The organism is Streptomyces rubiginosohelvolus, from assembly GCF_014649875.1.
GTDB classification, from domain to species: Bacteria; Actinomycetota; Actinomycetes; order Streptomycetales; family Streptomycetaceae; genus Streptomyces; species Streptomyces rubiginosohelvolus.
The window spans coordinates 40,100-57,849 of sequence record NZ_BMTW01000017.1; the positions used below are offsets into that span (position 1 = coordinate 40,100).

Below are 17,750 nucleotides of genomic sequence, written 5' to 3' on the forward strand. Positions count from 1 at the left end.
CCCCCTCCGTACCGCCCGCTCATCTCTCGCAAGGCTCACTGTGTTCGACGTCGCTGTCTTCGGATCCCTTTTTCTCACCCTATTTGTGATCATGGACCCGCCCGGGATCACGCCGATCTTCCTCGCCCTCACCGCGGGCCGCCCCGCCAAGGTGCAGCGCAAGATGGCGCTCCAGGCGGTCACGGTCGCGTTCGGCGTGATCGCCGTCTTCGGTCTGCTCGGTCAGCAGATCCTCGACTACCTGCATGTCTCCGTGCCCGCGCTGATGATCGCGGGCGGACTCCTGCTGCTGCTCATCGCGCTCGACCTGCTGACCGGCAAGACGGACGAGCCGACGCAGACCAAGGACGTCAACGTGGCGCTCGTACCGCTGGGCATGCCGCTGCTGGCCGGGCCCGGAGCCATCGTCTCGGTCATCCTCGCGGTGCAGCACGCCGACGGCGTGGGCGGCCAGCTCTCGGTGTGGTCCGCGATCGTCGCCATGCACGTCGTGCTCTGGCTGACCATGCGCTACTCGCTGGTCATCATCCGCGTGATCAAGGACGGCGGCGTGGTGCTGGTGACCCGGCTCGCGGGCATGATGCTCTCCGCCATCGCCGTCCAGCAGATCATCAACGGTGTCACCCAGGTCATCCAGAACTCCTGAGGCCCCGCTCGCGCCCCCGCACGCCACAGCACCCCCGCACGGACGTTCCGTGCGGGGGTGCCTCGTCTTCACAACGTCAGGTGTTACGAGGCCGAACTGTCGGCCGGCCGGATGTAGATGCGCTGGCCCGTCGCCGCGGCCTGCTGCACGATCCGGTTGACGGAGGCGGCGTCCACGACGGTGCTGTCCACGGCGGTACCGTCGACGTCGTCGAGTCGCATGATTTCGAAGCGCACAGTGCTTCCCTTCGTCTGATCCTCCTGCTGGAGAACTACTGGCGCCGGTGGGGCGTCCCACCGGCAAGACTAGGAACGCGAGGTTTCCCTCGCGTTCCACAAGGGTGACAACGAGTTGCCCCTGGCAAACATTCCCTACGCTAAGGAAATTTTTTGGATGTCTAAATACCCGTCGGTAGCCACACCACCACAGACGATGAGGTCCGCATGAACGAGGCGGACCCGCAGCTCATCGGCGGCACCGGGGGAGCCGGCCTCGCCGCCCGCCTGGACCGCACCAACGAGCTGCTCCAGCGCATGCTCGTCGAGGTGGCGAAGACCCCCTCGACGCACGCCATCTTCGTGGACGCCGGCTATGTCTACGCCGCGGCCGGGCTGCTCGTCACCGGCACCGAGGACCGGCGCTCCTTCGACCTCGACGCCGAAGGGCTGATCGAGGCCTTCATCGACAAGGCCCGCACGATCTTCGCGGACAGCAGGCTGCTGCGCGTCTACTGGTACGACGGGGCCCGGCGCCGTATCCACACCACCGAGCAGCAGGCCATCGCCGAACTCCCCGACGTCAAGGTGCGGCTCGGCAACCTCAACGCCAACAACCAGCAGAAGGGCGTCGACTCCCTCATCCGCACCGACCTCGAATCCCTCGCCCGGCACCGCGCCATCAGCGACGCGGCGCTCGTCGGCGGCGACGAGGACCTGGTCTCGGCGGTCGAGGCCGCCCAGGGCTACGGGGCCCGCGTCCACCTCTGGGGCATCGAGGCCGGCGAGGGCCGCAACCAGGCCGAGCCGCTGCTCTGGGAGGTCGACAGCCAGCGCACCTTCGACCTGGACTTCTGCCGCCCCTACGTCACCCGGCGGCCCGTCACCATGTACGAGGACGACACCCCGGCCCCCTCCCGGGAGGACGTCCGCTTCGTCGGTGCGCAGATCGCGGCCGCCTGGCTCGCCGCCCGGGGCCGGGAATCCCTCGCCGACCTGCTGCCGGGCCACCCCTACCTGCCGGGCTCCGTCGACCAGGACCTCCTGGTGGAGGCCGAGCGGCTGCTCCAGCACTCGCTGCGCGGCCACGCCCATCTGCGGCGGGCGCTCCGCGACGGCTTCTGGCAGCACCTGCAGGCGCAGTACTGACGCGGCGGCCCTTCTTCGCGGGTGCGGACCCGGGGCCGGGCGGCGGGGAGCCCGTCAGACGGCCGGCAGGCCGTCCCAGAACGCGGCCAGCGCCTTCGCGGTCTCCTGCGGGCGGGCGGTGTTGGGGGAGTGCTCGGCGCCCGCGATCGTGGTGCGGCGGGCGCCGAGACGCCGGGCCATGGCGTCGAACAGCTCCACCGGCCACACGTCGTCGCGCTCCCCGGACAGCACATGGACGGGCAGTCCAACGGCGGCCAGCTCGTCCACGCGGTCCGGCTCGGCCGCCAACTGGGCCCCGGTGGCGATCAGCTGGGCCGGGTTGTGGGCCAGCCAGCGGCGGCGCAGGTCCGCTCCGTCGCCGGTGTCCGCGTCCTGCGGGGGATCCAGCACCTGCATCGCCTGCCACACCTCGTCCATGGACAGCACGGACAGCGCGTCGCTCAGCATCTTCACCTTGTCCCGCTGGGCCGCGACGACCTCGGCGGGGCCCGAGGACATCAGCGTCAGCGAGCGGAACGGGGAGGCGTCCGACAGGACGGCGGCGCGGGCGATCTGACCGCCGAGCGAGTGCCCGAGCAGATGCAGCTCCCCGGGGCCCTCGCCCAGAGCCGCCGCCTGAGCCAGCACGTCCCGGGCCAACTCGCCTTGGGCGTAACTCTCCTGACGGTCCGTCCCCTGCGACTCGAACTGCCCCCGGCCGTCCACGGCGACCACCCGGTAGCCCGCCCCGGTCAGCGGTTCCAGCAGGGCGACGAAGTCCTCCTTGCTGCCGGTGTATCCGGGCAGCAGCAGGGCGGTGGCCCGGGCCGGGTTACGCGGCACGGCATCCAGGACGGCGAAGTCGCCGCGCTCGGTGGCCAGGACACGGGCGCGGGCGCAGGGCGGCGGGGCGAAGGTGGGCGGGCGGCTCATACGGCGAGGCTATCCCCGCCGCCCCGGGCCTGCCGCCCCCGGGCCGCCTTCCGGACGACGGGACGGCGAACGGCCCCGGCCCCCGCGCGGTGCGGGGGCCGGGGCCGTTGTCGTGCCTGTCGTGCGGTGTCGCCCGAAGCGTCAGCTCTCGGTCGCCGTGACCGAGGCGGTGCCCGCAGGACGGGTCGCCCGGCGGCGACGCGGCTTCGGCTCGGCGGCGGCCTCGCTCACCACGGCCTCGGCCGCGGAGACCACGGCGGCCTCCTGCGTCGCGGTCGAGGTGACGCTGCGGGTGGCCCGGCGGCGGCGCGGCTTGGCCTCCGCCCCGTCGGCCGGAGCCTCGACGGCGGACTGCTCGGTGGCGACGGCCTTCGACGCGGCCTTGGTCGCCTTCGCCGTGGCCTTCTTCTCCGCGGGCTCCGCCGTCTCCGCCTTGGCGCGGGACTTCGTCGCCCTGGTCGCCCGGGCCTTCGGCTCGGCGGCCGGAGCGGACTCGGTGGCCTTGGACTCGGCCTTGGGCTCAGCCTTCGCCTTGGGCTCGGCCTTCGCCTTCGACTCCGTCTTCGGCTTCGTGGCGCGGGCCGGACGGCGACGCGTCTTGACCTCGGGCTCCGGCTCGGCGGCCGGGGCGATCTGGAAGTCGACCTCGTCGGCCGGCTTCACGACCCGGGTGCGACGGCGCGGCTTGACGGCCTTCGGCTCGGCGACCGGCTCGATCACACCCGCCGCGACGGCCACGGTCTGGAACTCGACCGGGGCCGGGGCGGCCGGAGCCGCTGCGACGGGTGCGGCCGTCTCCTCGGCCACCGGCTTCGCCGCGGCGCGGCTGCGACGACGGCGCGGCTTGGTCTCCGCCACCGGCTCCGCGACCGGCTCGGCCACGGGCGCGGCCTCGACCACGGGTGCGGCCTCGGCCACCGGGGCGGGAACCGCCGGGGCCTCGGCGACCGCCACGGCCGCCTCGGCGACGGCCTCGGGGGTGCCGACCCGCGTACGGCGGCGACGGCGCGGTGTACGCGGCGCCTCGGCGGCCTCGTCACCGGCCGGGGAGGCCGGGGCGGCCTCCTTGGCGGGTGCGGGCACCGTCGCGGCGCCCGCCTCCGCAGCGGCTCCGCCACGGGTGCGGCGGCGCTGACGCGGCGTACGGGTGCGCGGCTCGCGCTCCTCACGGGCCGGGGCCGCAGCGGCGGCCTTGCGGCCGCGGCCGCCGGTCTCGCCGAGGTCCTCGACCTCCTCCGCCCGCAGACCGGCACGGGTCCGGTCGGCACGCGGCAGAACACCCTTGGTGCCCGCCGGGATGCCCAGCTCCTCGAACAGGTGCGGCGAGGTGGAGTACGTCTCCGGCGGGTCCGGGAACTTCAGGTCCAGGGCCTTGTTGATCAGCTGCCAGCGCGGGATGTCGTCCCAGTCGACCAGCGTGATCGCGATGCCCTTGGCGCCCGCGCGGCCGGTGCGGCCGATGCGGTGGAGGTAGGTCTTCTCGTCCTCCGGCGACTGGTAGTTGACGACGTGGGTCACACCCTCGACGTCGATACCACGCGCGGCGACGTCGGTGCAGACCAGGACGTCGACCTTGCCGTTGCGGAAGGCGCGCAGCGCCTGCTCGCGGGCGCCCTGGCCGAGGTCGCCGTGGACCGCGCCGGAGGCGAAGCCGCGCTTCTCCAGCTGCTCGGCGATGTCGGCGGCCGTGCGCTTCGTCCGGCAGAAGATCATAGCCAGGCCGCGGCCCTCGGCCTGGAGGATGCGCGCGAGCATCTCCGGCTTGTCCATGTTGTGGGCGCGGTAGACGTGCTGGACCGTGTTCTTCACGGTCGTGCCCTCGTCGTCGGGCGACGTGGCGTTGATGTGCGTCGGCTGCGACATGTAGCGGCGGGCGAGGCTGATGACGGCACCGGGCATGGTGGCCGAGAACAGCATCGTCTGGCGCTTGGCCGGCAGCATCGTGATGATGCGCTCGACGTCGGGCAGGAAGCCCAGGTCCAACATCTCGTCGGCCTCGTCGAGGACGAGCCCGCGGATGTGGGAGAGGTCGAGCTTGCGCTGGCCCGCCAGGTCCAGGAGACGGCCCGGGGTGCCGACGATCACGTCGACGCCCTTCTTGAGGGCCTCGACCTGGGGCTCGTACGCCCGGCCGCCGTAGATCGCGAGAACGCGGACGTTACGGACCTTGCCGGCCGTGAGCAGGTCGTTGGTGACCTGCTGGCACAGCTCTCGGGTGGGGACGACGACGAGCGCCTGCGGCGCGTCGGTCAGCTGCTCGGGCTTGGCCCGCCCGGCCTCGACGTCGGCGGGGACGGTCACGCGCTCCAGGAGCGGGAGACCGAAGCCGAGCGTCTTTCCGGTGCCGGTCTTGGCCTGGCCGATGACGTCGGAGCCGGAGAGGGCTACGGGGAGCGTCAGCTCCTGGATGGGGAAGGGGGACATGATGCCGACTGCCTCAAGGGCTTCGGCCGTCTCGGGGAAAATGCCGAGGTCGCGGAACGTAGTCAGGGTGCTGCCTCTTCTGTGAGACGCGGTCCGAGGCGAACGCTGGGGGTCGTACCGTGCCGGGGTTGGTCATCCGGCCGTGGTGGGGCCGGGTGGCGCGGGACCACTGCCGTCGCTCGAGCGCTCGTGCCGCTGAGGGGGCCCCTCATCTGCAGTCGTACGTGTCGTACGCACCGCGTGGAGGGCTGTCGGGTCGGAGCCGATCGGGCCTCCGACCGGGCATCCTCATTCAAGGGCGCGCCTCTGGCACAGCACAGTGCTCAGTAAGCGCAATACCACTGTACCCCGGATTCTCGCATGTGTGTTGGACGAATTCATCGGAACGGTATGGGGCCCCCGGCTGACCAGGCCCTTCCGCCCTGCGCCGGGAGGGCTATCGTTCCGTTTCATGGAGACGCCAGACCACGCCACCGACACCCCCGCCGACTCTTCCGGAGCCACCGGGATCGCCACCCAGGACTGGGCCACCGCGGCCGCCGACCCGCAGTACCGCGCCGCGGTCGTGGACCTGCTCGGCGCCCTCGCCTACGGAGAGCTGGCGGCCTTCGAGCGGCTGGCCGAGGACGCGAAGCTCGCGCCGACCCTCGGGGACAAGGCGGAGTTGGCGAAGATGGCCGCCGCCGAGTTCCACCACTTCGAGCAGCTCACCGAGCGGCTCACCGCGGTCGACGAGGAGCCGACCGCCGCGATGGAGCCGTTCGCCAAGGCGCTCGACGACTTCCACCGCCAGACCGCCCCGTCCGACTGGCTGGAGGGCCTGGTCAAGGCGTACGTCGGCGACTCGATCGCGAGCGACTTCTACCGCGAGGTCGCGGCCCGGCTCGACACCGACACCCGGTCCCTCGTGCTGTCCGTGCTCGACGACACAGGCCACGGGAACTTCGCGGTGGAGAAGGTGCGCGCCGCCATCGAGGCCGATCCCCGGGTCGGCGGACGGCTCGCGCTGTGGGCCCGCCGGCTGATGGGCGAGGCGCTCTCGCAGGCCCAGCGGGTGGTCGCCGACCGCGACGCCCTCTCGACGATGCTGGTGGGCGGCGTCGCGGACGGCTTCGACCTGGCCGAGGTGGGCCGGATGTTCTCCCGGATCACGGAGGCCCACACCAAGCGGATGGCCGCTCTCGGCCTGGCCGCGTAAGGCCGCCGGCTACTGGGCCGCCGCCGACCGGGTGAGGCGGCGGCCGCGTGGTCGGATCAGGAGCGAGAGCGTCACCGCTCCGACCGACACGGCTCCGATCAGCGTCGCCAGGACATGGCCGGGACCCAGCGCGGCATGCGTCAGATACGCGCCGAACAGGGCGCCCAGCGTGCCGGTGAGATAAACCGCACGGCCGGCCGGCAGACGGTCGGCCAGTGATCGGAGCGCCACCCAGGACAGGGCCAGTCCGAGCACGGCGGCGCCGAAGGATTCCCAGATCACAGAAGATCACCTCGCGGGGGTGTGCGGGGCGGGCAAATCGGTCGTAGGCGGTACTACCCCCCGGCCACGGCGAGCAATCCTCCGACCGCCCCTTCCGACCCGTACGGGAACGTCGGAGCCGCACCCCTGCACGCGACACAGGAGCGGCCCGGCGGGAAGATCCCGCCGGGCCGCTCCTGTGATCAACGCGTCCGTGGACTACAGCGCCCCGAACCCCACCCGCCGGGTGGTCGGCTCACCGATCTCCACATACGCGATCCGGTCGGCCGGCACGAGAACCTTGCGGCCCTTGTCGTCCGTGAGGCTGAGCAGCTCCGCCTTGCCGCCCAGTGCCGCGGCGACCGCGCTCTCGACGTCCTCGGCGGAAAGCCCGCTCTCCAGAACGATCTCGCGGGGCGTGTGCTGCACCCCGATCTTGACCTCCACGGCTATGTCCCTCCGACGGTCAGTCCCTGCGCGGCGAACCGCGCCGTACGCAGCCACATTAGCCCGGCGGAAGCGGCGCTCAGGGCCCGACCGGCAACGCCCGCAGCGAACACGGTGTCAGGGGTCCCGGCGCGGAGGGGTCAGTGCTGCTCGACACCGTGCAGCGGGAAGCCCGCGATGCCCCGCCACGCCAGCGAGGTGAGGAGCTGCACGGCGGTGTCGCGAGGGATGGCGGACCGGCTGGAGAGCCAGTAACGGGCCACCACCTGGGAGACGCCGCCGAGCCCGACCGCCAGCAGCATGGACTCGTCCTTGGACAGGCCCGTGTCCCCGGCGATCACGTCCGAGATGGCCTCGGCGCACTGGAGGGACACCCGGTCGACCCGCTCGCGCACGGCGGGCTCGTTGGTCAGGTCGGACTCGAAGACCAGGCGGAACGCGCCGCCCTCGTCCTCCACGTACGCGAAGTAGGCGTCCATCGTCGCCTCGACGCGCAGCTTGTTGTCCGTCGTCGAGGCCAGCGCCGTGCGGACGGCCTGGAGCAGCGACTCGCAGTGCTGGTCGAGCAGGGCCAGGTAGAGCTCCAGCTTCCCGGGGAAGTGCTGGTAGAGCACCGGCTTGCTGACCCCGGCCCGCTCGGCGATGTCGTCCATCGCGGCGGAGTGGTAGCCCTGCGCGACGAAGACCTCCTGTGCGGCGCCCAGCAGCTGGTTGCGTCGGGCGCGGCGGGGCAGGCGGGTGCCCCGCGGGCGCGCCGCCTCTGTCTGCTCGATGGCTGTCACGCCGCCTCCCAAATATGTGTTCCAGCACAGCCGGTCCGTGCACGCTGCGCCGTACAGCCATCGTACTTTTGGGTAACCCGGGTGTGCGCGGCGCGGACGCAGAATTTCACGGACCGGACGGCTGTGGAAGTCACAGTTCTTTGCGATCGTGAGTGAAACCGGGGCGTTTCAGCGGTAATCGTCCTCGTCGAGGGGAATCACCCTGCGCTGTTCCGCGACGTCGGCCTCGTTGGCGGCGGCCGGGTCGACGCTCTCCGCCCGCTCGTCGTGCTCCGGCCGGACGTCCGCGCGCTGTTCGGCGGCATCCGCCTCCGGAGCCTCCGGCCCCGGCTCGTCCGGCTCCGCGCTCTCGAAGGTGTCCGGGTCGCTCGGGTCGACCGTCATGTGGCAGCTCCCTTCCTGTCGTTCCCCATGAAGCCTAGGAGCTACCCGTCTACCCCGCGATGCGGCCTTGTGACGGCGAACACATGAATCAGTGCGTGATCGTCTCGTAACATTGGCGCATGTCTTCGACCGAACTGCCGGGTATCCAGGCCGCCGCCGCAGCGGTGGCCCCCACGGTCAGTGCCGTCCGCGTCGCCGACGGCGAACGGCTGCGCTCCGTGTCCCTGCCGGGGGTCGGTCTGAACATCCGCTGCCGGCCGGGAGACCGGACCGGACTGCCCCCCGCGCTGTACGTGCACGGGCTCGGCGGTTCGTCGCAGAACTGGTCCGCGCTGATGCCCCTGCTGTCCGACGTGGTCGACGGGGAAGCCGTCGACCTGCCCGGATTCGGGGATTCGCCGCCGCCCGACGACGGCAACTACTCGGTGACCGGACACGCTCGTGCGGTGATCCGGCTGCTGGACGCGGAGGAGCGGGGGCCCGTCCATCTGTTCGGCAATTCGCTGGGCGGCGCGGTCGCCACCCGGGTCGCCGCCGTCCGCCCCGATCTCGTGCGCACCCTCACCCTGATCTCGCCCGCCCTGCCGGAGTGGCGGGTGCAGCGGCCGGCCGTCCCGACCGGTCTGCTGGCGGTGCCGGGGGTCGCTTCCCTGTTCTCCCGGCTCACGAAGGACTGGACCGCGGAGCAGCGCACGCGTGGAGTCATGGCACTCTGTTACGGCGATCCGGCACGGGTCTCCGAGGAAGCCTTCCGTCATGCGGTGGCCGAGATGGAGCGCCGGCTGGAGCTGCCGTACTTCTGGGACGCGATGACGCGTTCGGCCCGGGGCATCGTCGACGCGTACACCCTGGGCGGCCAGCACGGACTGTGGCGCCAGGCCGAGCGGGTCCTCGCACCGACCCAGCTCGTGTACGGCGGACGGGACCAGCTCGTCTCGTACCGGATGGCACGCAGGGCGTCCGCGGCCTTCCGCGACGCCCGGCTGCTGACCCTGCCCGACGCGGGGCACGTGGCGATGATGGAGTACCCGGAGGCGGTCGCCCAGGCGTTCCGGGAACTGCTGGACGATAGCGGCGGGAGCTGATCCGGGGCGTGGGACGACACAGTCGAAAGGGCTCCGGGGCGACTCGCCCGGACGCGACAGCGGCGGAGCCGGGGGGCGAGCGCGCCGCGGCGCACCCCGCGTCCGGCACCGGCCGCCGCAGGCGGACCGCATCCGCACCGGCCGCGGACGGGCGCAACCTCTTCTCCCCCCTGACCGGTGACGGGCAGGGCCCGTTCCCGCCCGACGCTCCGCAGGTGCGCGGCGGTCACCCCGAACAGCATGAGAAGGGCGGCGGCTGGGGCGGCACCTGGAGCACCGGGCCGCAGCCCCGCTACGGGCAGGGGCCCGGCGCACCCGGATCACACGGCGCCCCCCATTCCCAGGCGCCGCACCAGTACCCCGGCCCGGACGGCCGTCCCGGCGACGCCCGGCCGCATCCCGGCGGGCCGGGCGGGTCCGCCGGCTCCTCCGGACCTCAGGACACCTCCGCCCGGCAGCAGGCCGTGGCCCGCCAGGTCTCCGCCCAGCGGGCGGCCCAGCGCGCCGCGGACGGCCGGGCCGCACAGCAGCCCGCCGGACCGCCGGTGCCGGGCCCGCGCCAGGAGTTCCTGGAGGCCTTCGACGCCGACGCCCCCGGGGCCGCGTCCGCGCCGTCGGCCGGGAGCCCGGACGGCCCGGACGACACCGAGGCCGCGGAGCCCGACGAACAGGCCGCGCCCCGTGGCTCCAAGGGGCGGACGTTCACCGGGATCGCCGCCGCCGCGGTGACCACCGTGCTCGCGGTCGTGGTGGCCGGACAGGTCGCCGAGGACTCCGGCGGCCGTGCCGCGGCCGCGCGCGCCGCCGAGGTGGAGCGGCAGGGCCTCGGCGACGAGGCCTCCCGCTCCGACGCCCGCCCGACCCCGGAGCAGCCCGCGCGGAAGCCCGAGGTCAAGCCCCTCTCGTACGCGGCCAAGATGGCGCAGCCGTATCCGCTCGCCGCCGACCTGAAGGCGACCGGCGAGTTCGAGGCGGTGCCCGGACTGGCGAAGGCCCCCGGCAAGGGGCAGAAGCACCGCTACCGGATCGATGTGGAGGAGGGACTCGGCCTCGACGCCGGTCTGTTCGCCGAAGCCGTGCAGAAGACGCTCAACGACGACCGGAGCTGGGCGCACAACGGCGCGATGACCTTCGAGCGCATCTCGTCGGGGCAGCCGGACTTCGTGATCACGCTCGCCAGCCCCGGGACCACCGGCGACTGGTGCGCCAAGTCCGGCCTGGACACCACGGTCGACAACGTCTCCTGCGACTCCGCGTCGACCGACCGCGTCATGATCAACGCCTATCGCTGGGCGCAGGGCGCCGCCACCTTCGGCCCGGACAAGCTGCTGCCCTACCGTCAGATGCTCATCAACCACGAGGTCGGCCACCGGCTCGGGTACAACCACGTGAGCTGCCGCACGCCCGGCGCTCTGGCCCCGGTCATGCAGCAGCAGACCAAGACCCTCGAACTCGAAGGCATCAAGTGCAAGCCCAACCCCTGGGTGCACCCCAAGGGTTGATCCCCCAGGCCTGACAACCCGGCAGGAGTTGGCCCGGGCCTGACGCTCCGTGACAACCGACCGCCGTATCGCGACGGAACGCGACCGGCACGGGAAAGTTACGACGGTTCACCCCTTTCGGTGGCGCGACGGACAACCGTCCGTCGCGCCACCGGCGTATCCGCTTACGGTCGTCCCGCTGTGAGTCGCCGGTTCAACGGCGGCCGCCCACAAGGGAGATCGGGGGTGCACTCGTGCGGATCGGACTGCTCACCGACGGTGGTTATCCGTATGCGACCGGTGAGTCCAGACTCTGGTGCGACCGACTGGTGCGCGGGCTGCCGCAGCACGAGTTCGACCTGTTCGCGCTGAGCCGCTCCGCCCATCAGGAGGCCCAGGGCTGGGTCCAACTGCCCTACCAGGTCAGCCGGGTGCGCACCGCGCCGCTGTGGGCCCCCGAGGACGGCACCCTGCGCGGCAGCGGCGAACGCGGTCTGCTGGCCCGGCTGGTGACCGGCGGCGAGCAGTCCTACGGGCGGCGCGACCGCAAGCGCTTCACCGAACACCTCACCGCCCTCGCCACCGCCGTCTGCACCCCCGACCGGGCCGGCACGGAAGCGGGCGAGGGCCCCGGCGCCGAGCTCTTCACCGCAGGGCTCTACGGGCTGGCCGAGCTGGCCCGCGAGCGCGGCGGACTCCATCTCGCCCTGCGCTCCGAGACCACCGTGCGGATCCTGGAGGCGGCCACCCGCGCCCACGGCACCGGCCGGACCGTGCGGAGCGCCACCGTCCCCGACCACCTCGCCTTCGCCGCCGAGCTGGAACGCGCCCTGCGCCCGCTCTCGCTCGACTGGTACGACCAGGAGAGCCTCGGCGCGGTCGACCTCTGCCATGCGGCCTCCGGCGGGGCGGCCGCCCTCCCGGGACTCCTGGCCAAACGCTTCTTCGGCGTGCCGCTGCTGGTCACCGAGCACGGCGTCCCGCTGCGCGCGCACTACCTGGCCGCCGCGTCCGGCACCCCGTACGGAGCCTCCGTACGGGCCCTCCTCGCCGCGTTCCACGGCCGCCTCGCCACCGAGATCTACCGGCAGGCCGCGCTCGTCACCCCCGGCAACACCCACGTCCGCCGCTGGCAGCAGCGCTGCGGAGCCGACCCCGCCCGGCAGCGCACCGTCTACCCGGGCATGGCGGCGGAGCGCTTCGGCCCGGTCGGCGAGGACGCCGAACGGCTCGGCGCGGCAGGCGAGGGCGCCGAGGCGGACGGCCCCGACACACTGGTCTGGGTCGGCCGGATCGAACCCGCCAAGGACCTGATCGCCCTCCTCCACGCCTTCGCCGAGGTCCGCCGCGCCCGGCCCGACGCCCGGCTGCGGATCTTCGGCGCCCCGGCGGAGGGCGACGAGGCCACCACCTACCTCGCGCACTGCACGGCCCTGGCCGCCCAGCTCTTCCCGGACGAGGCCACCGGCGCCCACACCGAGGGCAGCAGCCCGGTCACCTTCGAGGAGATCGGCGGCCCCGAGATCCCCGATCTCGCCGAGGCGTACGGGGCGGGGGGCGTGATCGTCCTCTCCAGCACCGTCGAGGGCTTCCCGGTCAGCCTCGTCGAAGCCATGTTCTGCGGCCGGGCCACCGTCTCCACCGACGTGGGCGCGGTCGTCGAGGTCATCGGCGGCACCGGTCTGGTGGTGCCCCCGCGCAACCCCAAGGCGCTTGGCGACGCCTGTGTCGCGCTGCTGCGCGACCCCGAGCGCCGGGCCAGGCTGGGCGCCGCCGCCCGGGCCCGCGCGCTCGAACTCTTCACCGTCGAACAGAACCTCGCGGCATTTCGCGGCATTTACCTGGAGCTGATGTCGCACACCCCGGTGCGCCGGGACGCCGACACGGTGGACGCCCACGGCGACCCGCTGCCGTTCGCCACCCCGCCGGAGGCCCACCTCCTCGGCCACTGGACCCAGCCCGGGGCACACCTCCGGCCACCGGAGGACCCGGAGGGCCCTGCCGCCGTGCCCAGTTGGGCCGCCCCGTCCGGAGCCCGCCTGCCGGACCGGCCCGGCGAGCCCGAGCCGGAGCACGCGCGGGAGCCGGAGCCCGAGGGCGTCTGCGCGGTCGCGGCAGCACCGGCGGGGGACGGCGATGCGTGACCACCCGGCCCTCGACGGCCCGGCCCGCCACGGCCCGGCCCTCCGCGACCGGCCGTCCCACCGACCGGCCCCCCACGACCCGACGCTTCACGACCACGGAGACCCCCCGATGACCCGTCCGGACGACCCGGCGACGACCCCCGCTGCCGCCCCGGAACGCCCCGCGGAGATCCCGCCCCGCGCCTCGGCCCGCCGGGCGTCGGGCGCCACCGCCCGACGGGGCCCGGCCGACCCGGTGAAATCCCTGCTGCACGACCACCGCGACCTGTGCGAACGGGCCGTGGACCCGCTGGAGATCGCCGCAGGACTGGAGGCCCACGGCCTCACCGACCGCACCGCCGCCCGCTACCGCCACCGGGACGTCTTCGCCCTCGCCGAGGAGCTGTACGCCCGCATGCCGCCCCGGGCCCACGATCCCGCCGCCGGCGGACCCCCCGGCCCCGGTCCCGACACCGAGGCGCGGGCCGCCTGGACGCTCCTCGCCCTGCTCCCCGGGGCCGCCTGCCTCGCGACCGCCGGGGTGCTCCGGGTCACCGAGGGCGTCCTCGGCGACGGGACGCGGGCCCTCGTCACCGTCGTCGGGGCGCTGCTCGCCTGCCTGGCGCTCCGGGCCTGCCTCGGCCGCGGCCCCCTGCGCGCCCCCGAAGGAGCGGGCCGCGCCGGGATGTACGCCTGCTGGCTGCTCAGCTACGCGGTGTACGGCGAGGAACTGCTCGCCCAGGTCATGACCGGCGGCCCGGACGGCCCGTGGGACGGCAGCCCCGCCCCGCTGCTCGGCCTCGCCGCCGCGATCGCCCCGGCCGCCTGGTGCGCCCACCTCTTCACCGTCCGCGCCCACCGCAAACTGTCCGGCAGCCGTGCTCTTGAGGAGTTCGGCGCGGGCGTGCGCCCCCTGCTCCTGGCGGCCGTCTCCCTCTTCCTCGGCGCGCTGCTGCCCCTGCTGTACCTGGCCGACCTCGGTCTCGGCGGGGGAGGAGTGACCGTGGCGGCCGTCGCCCTCGGGGTGCTGTTCTTCGTGGCCCGGCTGCTCGCCGTGCACGGACTGCCCGAGCCGGGCACCGTCGCGCTCGCCGCCGCCTGTGCCGTCGAGGCCGCCGCCCCGGCCCTCGTCCTCGCCGCCCGGCTTCCCGGCCTCGAACCCCTCGCCCAGCCCGTGGACGCCCTCGTCTCGGCAGGCGGGACCGGGGCTGTCTCCGCCCTCGCCTGCGGCGGGGCCGCGCTCGGACTGCTGCTGCACGCCGCTCTCGCGCTCTCCCGGGCCTCCGCCCACACCCGGGCCTGAGCACCCGAGGGCCCCACCGACGTACCACCGCACCACCCACGCACCACCCCGCACCACTCCCGCGGAGCCGACGCCGCGGGCCCGCCCGGCACCGTACGACCGACTGACTGACCTAGGAGAAACCCGCCATGACCCCCCAGTCCCCCGCACCGGCAGTGAGCCGTCGGCACCGAGGCGGTGCGCGATGAGGGTGCTGCTGCTCGGAGCCAACGGATTCCTCGGCCGCTTCGTCGCCGACCGTCTCCTCGCCGACCCCGCCGTCCACCTCACGGCCCTCGGGCGCGGTGACGACGCCGACGTCCGGTTCGACCTCGCGGGCGGCAGCCCCGGGGCCCTCACCCGCTTCCTGGACGCCGTCCACCCCGGGGTCGTCGTCAACTGCGCGGGCGCCACCCGCGGCGGCGCCCGGGACCTCACCCGGCACAACACCGTCGCCGTCGCCACCGTCTGCGAGGCGCTGCGCCGCAGCGGTTGCGGCGCCCGGCTCGTCCAGGTCGGCTGCGCCTCGGAGTACGGGCCCTCGCAGCCCGGGTCCTCCACCGCCGAGGACGCTGTCCCGCGCCCCGGCGGCCCGTACGGCGTCAGCAAGCTCGCCGCCACCGAACTGGTCCTCGGCTCCGGCCTCGACGCCGTGGTCCTGCGGGTCTTCTCGCCGGTCGGCCCCGGCACCCCGGCCGGCTCCCCGCTCGGCCGGCTCGCCGAGGCCATGCGCCGGGCCATGCAGGCGGGCGACGGCGAGCTCAAGCTCAGCGGGCTCGGCGTGCAGCGGGACTTCGTCGACGTACGGGACGTGGCGCGGGCCGTCCACGCCGCCTCGCTCTCCGCTGCCCAGGGCGTCGTCAACATCGGCACCGGGCGCGCGGTCCGGCTCCGCGACGCCGCCGCCGTGCTCGCTCGTGTCGCCGGGTACGCGGGCGCGCTCCACGAGCTGGACTCGCCCCCGCCGCGGCTGCCCATCGGGGCCCCGCGCACCTCCGCCGAGTCCGTCATGGAGCACCTCTCCGCCACCCCGTCCCCGTATCCGGACGGCTGCGGCGCCTGGCAGCAGGCCGACGTCCGCACCGCGCGCGACCGGCTCGGCTGGCGCCCCCGGATCAACCTGGAGGAGTCCCTCGCGGACATCTGGATGGAGGCGGCGTGCCGCATCTGACCGCCTCCGCCGACGCCCGCCGGATCGCGGGCGGCGAACAGCTCGGCTTCGGCGTCCCCGGCTACGCCCACCCGCTGCTCGCCCCCGCCGAATGGGCCGAGCTGGCCCGCCCCGGCACCCCGCTGCACTGGGCCGTCCTCAACATCGCGAACGGCCCCGGCTCCCGGCCCGACCCGCACTGCCTGGAGGCGGCGGGCCGGCTGCGCAACGCCCGCGAACGCGCCCTGCACGGCGAGACCCCGGACGACACCGTCCGGGCCTCCGGCGGCCGGCTGCTCGGCCACCTCGACCTGGCCCACGGCGAGCGGCCCTTCGGCGAGCTGATCGCGGACGCCCGGTCCTTCATCGACTGGTACCGCATCGGCGGCTTCTACCTCGCCCGCTGCCCCGCCGACCGCGCCCGCCTGCCCGCCGTCCGGCGGCTCACCGGCACCCTGCACGCCCTGCTGGCGGAGAGCGACAGCGCCGACGGCGGGGGCCGCCTGGTGCTGGGCCACGGCACCCATCCGTACCCCGGGTACGCGGAGGCCGCCGACCAACTGGTCACCTTCCAGGGGCCGTGGACCGACTACCGCTGGTCCCAGGTGGCCGAGTGGACGGCCGACTACCCGCCGGAGCGGTTCGCCCACTTCGTCCACGGGGTCCCGCGCACCCACCTTGAGGAGGCCATGCGCGTCGCCCGCTGGCAGGGCGCCGGGACGATCTTCTTCACCGACCGGAACGACCGGGACGGTCGAAGCGGACAAAGCGATCCATTTGCGGCGCTGCCCAGTTACTGGGACGAAATCGTCTCGCGGATCGGACCTGGTATCTCGGAATGAGGAGGGGCGTGGCAGTGTTACGGGGAGAACAACCGTACGTAGTCGACCGTAAGAAGCCGGTCTACGTAGAATCCGACCACCTGCATTGTTGAGGTTCCTGTGTCGCTGCCACCCCTGGTCGAGCCAGCTGCTGAGCTCACCGTCGACGAGGTCCGCAGGTACTCCCGTCACCTGATCATCCCTGATGTCGGGATGGACGGACAGAAGCGCCTGAAGAACGCCAAGGTGCTGTGTGTCGGCGCCGGCGGGCTCGGCTCGCCGGCCCTGATGTATCTCGCGGCGGCCGGTGTCGGCACGCTCGGCATCGTGGAGTTCGACGAGGTCGACGAGTCGAACCTGCAGCGCCAGATCATCCACAGCCAGTCCGACATCGGCCGCTCCAAGGCGGAGTCCGCCAAGGACTCGGTGCTGGGCATCAACCCGTACGTCAACGTGGTCCTTCACGAAGAGCGGCTCGAAGCCGAGAACGTGATGGAGATCTTCGCGCAGTACGACCTGATCGTGGACGGCACGGACAACTTCGCCACCCGCTATCTCGTCAACGACGCCGCGGTGCTGCTGAACAAGCCGTACGTGTGGGGCTCGATCTACCGCTTCGACGGCCAGGCCTCCGTGTTCTGGTCCGAGCACGGCCCCTGCTACCGCTGCCTCTACCCGGAGCCCCCGCCGCCGGGCATGGTCCCCTCCTGCGCCGAGGGCGGCGTGCTGGGCGTGCTCTGCGCGTCCGTCGGCTCCATCCAGGTCACCGAGGCCATCAAGCTGCTCGCCGGGGTCGGCGACCCGCTGGTCGGCCGGCTGATGATCTACGACGCCCTGGAGATGCAGTACCGCCAGGTCAAGGTCCGCAAGGACCCCGACTGCGCGGTCTGCGGCGAGAACCCCACCGTCACCGAGCTCATCGACTACGAGGCCTTCTGCGGCGTCGTGTCCGAGGAGGCGCAGGAGGCGGCGCTCGGCGCGACGATCACTCCCAAGCAGCTCAAGGAGTGGATCGACGGCGACGAGACGATCGAGATCATCGACGTCCGCGAGCCGAACGAGTACGAGATCGTCTCGATCCCCGGCGCGAAGCTGATCCCGAAGAACGAGTTCCTCATGGGCACCGCCCTCCAGGACCTCCCGCAGGACAAGCGCATCGTCCTGCACTGCAAGACCGGTGTCCGCAGCGCCGAGGTCCTCGCGGTCCTCAAGTCCGCGGGCTTCGCCGACGCGGTGCACGTCGGCGGCGGCGTGATCGGCTGGGTCAACCAGATCGAGCCCGAGAAGCCGGTGTACTAACACCCGTCCCGTACGGCTGTGGTGAGAAGGGGCTTGGTCCGCGCGTCGCGGACCGGGCCCCTTCTTCCGTACTCCCTGGGCGTGTTCCTCC

General features: G+C 73.3%; 17 protein-coding genes. 10 read left to right on the plus strand and 7 right to left on the minus strand.

Annotated elements, in window-relative coordinates:
- Positions 1 to 40 precede the first annotated feature (40 nt).
- Positions 41 to 646 (plus strand): MarC family protein, encoded by a 606-nt coding sequence (locus IE134_RS28715; RefSeq protein ID WP_010061609.1) that lies wholly within the window; start codon positions 41 to 43, stop codon positions 644 to 646.
- A gap of 83 nt (positions 647 to 729) precedes the next feature.
- Here IE134_RS28715 and IE134_RS28720 read toward each other — a convergent pair whose 3' ends face one another.
- Positions 730 to 882, minus strand: a complete 153-nt coding sequence (locus IE134_RS28720; protein WP_006127395.1) for a DUF8834 family protein — start codon at positions 880 to 882, stop codon at positions 730 to 732.
- A gap of 207 nt (positions 883 to 1,089) precedes the next feature.
- Between IE134_RS28720 and IE134_RS28725 the strand changes: the two genes are divergently transcribed.
- Positions 1,090 to 2,010 carry an NYN domain-containing protein gene (locus IE134_RS28725; RefSeq protein ID WP_030716807.1) on the plus strand — a complete coding sequence of 307 codons (921 nt, stop codon included), beginning with the start codon at positions 1,090 to 1,092 and terminating at the stop codon, positions 2,008 to 2,010.
- A 54-nt stretch (positions 2,011 to 2,064) separates the two neighbouring features.
- Here IE134_RS28725 and IE134_RS28730 read toward each other — a convergent pair whose 3' ends face one another.
- Positions 2,065 to 2,922, minus strand: a complete 858-nt coding sequence (locus IE134_RS28730; RefSeq protein WP_030716804.1) for an alpha/beta fold hydrolase — start codon at positions 2,920 to 2,922, stop codon at positions 2,065 to 2,067.
- Between the two features lie 141 nt (positions 2,923 to 3,063).
- The gene (locus IE134_RS28735) at positions 3,064 to 5,346 is read right to left on the minus strand and encodes a DEAD/DEAH box helicase (RefSeq protein WP_030716802.1); all 2,283 of its coding nucleotides are present in this window, start codon (positions 5,344 to 5,346) and stop codon (positions 3,064 to 3,066) included.
- 451 nt (positions 5,347 to 5,797) lie between these two features.
- Here IE134_RS28735 and IE134_RS28740 point away from each other — a divergent pair, with 451 nt between their 5' ends.
- Positions 5,798 to 6,544, plus strand: coding sequence for a ferritin-like fold-containing protein (locus IE134_RS28740; protein ID WP_010061604.1), 747 nt, complete (start codon positions 5,798 to 5,800; stop codon positions 6,542 to 6,544).
- Between the two features lie 9 nt (positions 6,545 to 6,553).
- Here the strand turns inward: IE134_RS28740 and IE134_RS28745 are convergent, their stop codons facing one another.
- From IE134_RS28745 to IE134_RS28760, 4 genes are all read right to left on the minus strand, one after another.
- On the minus strand, positions 6,554 to 6,826 hold the full coding sequence (locus tag IE134_RS28745; RefSeq protein WP_010061603.1) for a hypothetical protein: 273 nt from the start codon (positions 6,824 to 6,826) through the stop codon (positions 6,554 to 6,556).
- 198 nt (positions 6,827 to 7,024) lie between these two features.
- Positions 7,025 to 7,252, minus strand: coding sequence for a DUF3107 domain-containing protein (locus tag IE134_RS28750; RefSeq protein ID WP_010061602.1), 228 nt, complete (start codon positions 7,250 to 7,252; stop codon positions 7,025 to 7,027).
- A gap of 140 nt (positions 7,253 to 7,392) precedes the next feature.
- On the minus strand, positions 7,393 to 8,034 hold the full coding sequence (locus tag IE134_RS28755) for a TetR/AcrR family transcriptional regulator (protein ID WP_010061601.1): 642 nt from the start codon (positions 8,032 to 8,034) through the stop codon (positions 7,393 to 7,395).
- A gap of 168 nt (positions 8,035 to 8,202) precedes the next feature.
- Positions 8,203 to 8,418: an Rv3202a family protein gene (locus IE134_RS28760; protein ID WP_030716799.1), complete on the minus strand. Its 216-nt coding sequence runs from the start codon at positions 8,416 to 8,418 to the stop codon at positions 8,203 to 8,205.
- A gap of 119 nt (positions 8,419 to 8,537) precedes the next feature.
- Here IE134_RS28760 and IE134_RS28765 point away from each other — a divergent pair, with 119 nt between their 5' ends.
- The 7 genes from IE134_RS28765 to moeZ all read left to right on the plus strand — a co-directional run bounded on the left by IE134_RS28765 (position 8,538) and on the right by moeZ (position 17,659).
- Positions 8,538 to 9,503: an alpha/beta fold hydrolase gene (locus tag IE134_RS28765; protein ID WP_030716797.1), complete on the plus strand. Its 966-nt coding sequence runs from the start codon at positions 8,538 to 8,540 to the stop codon at positions 9,501 to 9,503.
- 8 nt (positions 9,504 to 9,511) lie between these two features.
- Positions 9,512 to 11,005 (plus strand): DUF3152 domain-containing protein, encoded by a 1,494-nt coding sequence (locus tag IE134_RS28770; RefSeq protein ID WP_030716794.1) that lies wholly within the window; start codon positions 9,512 to 9,514, stop codon positions 11,003 to 11,005.
- Between the two features lie 233 nt (positions 11,006 to 11,238).
- Entirely contained in the window at positions 11,239 to 13,128 is a 1,890-nt protein-coding gene (locus tag IE134_RS28775; RefSeq protein WP_189432138.1) for a DUF3492 domain-containing protein, read from the plus strand.
- Positions 13,129 to 13,237: 109 nt separating this feature from the next.
- Complete coding sequence (locus IE134_RS28780; protein ID WP_078614442.1) at positions 13,238 to 14,410, plus strand: hypothetical protein; 1,173 nt, start codon at positions 13,238 to 13,240, stop codon at positions 14,408 to 14,410.
- A gap of 184 nt (positions 14,411 to 14,594) precedes the next feature.
- Positions 14,595 to 15,560 (plus strand): NAD-dependent epimerase/dehydratase family protein, encoded by a 966-nt coding sequence (locus IE134_RS28785; RefSeq protein WP_010061594.1) that lies wholly within the window; start codon positions 14,595 to 14,597, stop codon positions 15,558 to 15,560.
- The gene (locus IE134_RS28790; protein WP_189432142.1) at positions 15,548 to 16,381 is read left to right on the plus strand and encodes a spherulation-specific family 4 protein; all 834 of its coding nucleotides are present in this window, start codon (positions 15,548 to 15,550) and stop codon (positions 16,379 to 16,381) included. The genes IE134_RS28785 and IE134_RS28790 overlap by 13 nt, the downstream gene beginning before the upstream one ends.
- Positions 16,382 to 16,480: 99 nt before the next feature.
- Positions 16,481 to 17,659: an adenylyltransferase/sulfurtransferase MoeZ gene (moeZ, locus tag IE134_RS28795; RefSeq protein WP_030716783.1), complete on the plus strand. Its 1,179-nt coding sequence runs from the start codon at positions 16,481 to 16,483 to the stop codon at positions 17,657 to 17,659.
- Positions 17,660 to 17,750 lie beyond the last annotated feature (91 nt).

Excerpts from the sequence above, each read along its gene's own strand:
- IE134_RS28780 (WP_078614442.1), top strand. The coding sequence starts at position 13,238 with ATGACCCGTCCGGACGACCCGGCGACGACCCCCGCTGCCGCCCCGGAA.
- IE134_RS28785 (WP_010061594.1), top strand. The coding sequence starts at position 14,595 with ATGAGGGTGCTGCTGCTCGGAGCCAACGGATTCCTCGGCCGCTTCGTC.
- IE134_RS28735 (WP_030716802.1), bottom strand. The coding sequence starts at position 5,346 with ATGTCCCCCTTCCCCATCCAGGAGCTGACGCTCCCCGTAGCCCTCTCC.
- IE134_RS28730 (WP_030716804.1), bottom strand. The coding sequence starts at position 2,922 with ATGAGCCGCCCGCCCACCTTCGCCCCGCCGCCCTGCGCCCGCGCCCGT.
- IE134_RS28765 (WP_030716797.1), top strand. The coding sequence starts at position 8,538 with ATGTCTTCGACCGAACTGCCGGGTATCCAGGCCGCCGCCGCAGCGGTG.
- IE134_RS28760 (WP_030716799.1), bottom strand. The coding sequence starts at position 8,418 with ATGACGGTCGACCCGAGCGACCCGGACACCTTCGAGAGCGCGGAGCCG.
- IE134_RS28725 (WP_030716807.1), top strand. The coding sequence starts at position 1,090 with ATGAACGAGGCGGACCCGCAGCTCATCGGCGGCACCGGGGGAGCCGGC.
- IE134_RS28740 (WP_010061604.1), top strand. The coding sequence starts at position 5,798 with ATGGAGACGCCAGACCACGCCACCGACACCCCCGCCGACTCTTCCGGA.